The sequence below is a fragment of the Spirillospora sp. NPDC047418 genome, assembly GCF_040643275.1.
Classification (GTDB): domain Bacteria; phylum Actinomycetota; class Actinomycetes; order Streptosporangiales; family Streptosporangiaceae; genus Spirillospora.
Genome location: NZ_JBEYTW010000201.1, coordinates 1 through 1,830, shown reverse-complemented (window position 1 = coordinate 1,830; position 1,830 = coordinate 1). Strand labels below are relative to the sequence as shown.

The following is a 1,830-nucleotide window of genomic DNA, read 5'->3' as shown; positions in this document are numbered from 1 at the left end:
CCGCAAGGATCTTCGGCGCGATATCGGCGAACACGCCCGCCGGCAACCCAACGGCATGGATCCAGTCCAGCTTGCGCCGCTCGGCCTTGCAGGTGGGGGTATCTCCTAAGGCGTGGAAATGATCTTGGTGGGTAGATGATCGACAGGGAAGATCATCCATCGAATTCGGGGGGATTCGAAGCCATGAGCGTGATCGAGGGGAATGAGAGTGTCGCCCAGGCCAGGGCCGGTGTCGGCGGAATGGTGCCGGTTGCGGGCGGGAACCGGGATGTGCCGGTCCGGGAGCTGCTGGGCGACGAGGTGCTGGACATGCTGCTGGAGCGGTCGAAGGACGAGGCGGGGCAGCTGCGGCTGACCGGTGAGGACTCGATGCTGGGGCAGTTGGTCAAGGCCGTGCTCGAGCGGGCGCTGGAGGCCGAGCTGACCGCGCACTTGGGCTACGGCAAGCACGACCAGGTCGGGAACAATTCGGGGAACTCCCGCAACGGGCGGGGTAAGGGCAAGACGGTGCAGACCGGGGTCGGCCCGGTCCGGTTGTCGGTGCCGCGCGATCGGGCCGGGACGTTCGAGCCGGTGCTGGTGCCCAAGCGGGCGGGCCGGGTCGCCGGCGGCCTGGACGACATGATCATCAGCCTCTATGCGCACGGCATGAGCGTGCGCGACATCCTGCACCACCTCAAGCAGGTGTACGGCACCGAACTCTCTCACGAGCAGGTTTCGCGGATCACCGACCAGGTGATGGACGAGGTCAAGGTCTGGCAGACCCGGCCGCTGGACCCCGTCTACGCCGTGGTGTTCCTGGACGCCCTGGTGGTCAAGGTGCGCGACAACCATGTCGTGACCAACAAGCCCGCCTACGTCGCGGTCGGGATCGACGCCGACGGGGAGAAGCACGTGCTGGGGATCTGGCTGGCGCGGACCCCGCCCGAGAGCGCGACCGCCGCCGAGGGGGCCCGGTTCTGGGGGCAGGTGATGACCGATCTGCGCAACCGCGGGGTCCGCGACATCCTGATCGCCTGCTGCGACGGGCTGAAGGGCTTCGAGGACGCCATCGGCGGGGCGTTCCCGGGCACCGTGGTGCAGACCTGCGTGGTTCACCTCATTCGTAACGCGCTGCGGCCGGTCGCCCGCCGCGACGCCGGGGCGGTGGCCAAGGAGTTGAAGAAGGTCTACACCGCCGTGGACGCCGACGCCGCGCTGGAGGCCCTGGCCGAGTTCGCCGGCACCGACCTGGGCCGCAAGTATCCGCAGGCGGTGCGGGTGTTCGAGGACGCATGGGACCGGTTCACGCCCTTCTTCGCCTTCACCCGGCCGGTCCGCCGGCTGCTCTACACCACCAACGGGATCGAGTCGCTGAACTACCAGCTCCGCAAGGTCACCAAAGCACGCGGGCACTTCCCCACCGACGACGCGGTGGTCAAGCTGCTGTGGCTGGCCATCATCAACATCGAGGACAAACGCGCCCGCGAACGCGCCGCAAAACGCGAGCAAGGCGACAAGCACGCCTTCCAGCCCACCCGCCTCGTCGAAGGACAACGCGCCGCCGGATGGCGCGAAGCACTCAACGAACTCGCCGAGGCCTATCCAGGACGCATCAGGTAAAGCGAACATCGCCTTCTACCTGCAAGGACTTTCCACACCTGACGTTACAAGCTCTTGCAGGTGTTCAAGCTGACGTTGCCCGAGCAGAGCTGATCAGTATCAAGTCAGGGTGTTCTGCTGCCTGGTCATTTGGCGGAGAGCAGACCGGAGCCCTGCGATATCGTCCAGAGCAGCCTCCAATCTCGTGGTCAGTCTGGTGTTCTCGGCCATCGCGGTAGCTATCTGGTT

1 protein-coding gene is annotated in these 1,830 nt (G+C 66.3%); it reads left to right on the top strand.

Going from position 1 to position 1,830, the window contains the following annotated elements; all coding sequences use genetic code 11:
* The first annotated feature begins 240 nt into the window (after positions 1-240).
* Positions 241-1,602 (top strand): IS256 family transposase, encoded by a 1,362-nt coding sequence (locus ABZ806_RS45015; RefSeq protein ID WP_500226126.1) that lies wholly within the window; start codon positions 241-243, stop codon positions 1,600-1,602.
* Positions 1,603-1,830: the final 228 nt, after the last annotated feature.

Coding starts and splice junctions, on each gene's coding strand:
- ABZ806_RS45015 (WP_500226126.1), top strand. CDS start 241: ATGGTGCCGGTTGCGGGCGGGAACCGGGATGTGCCGGTCCGGGAGCTG.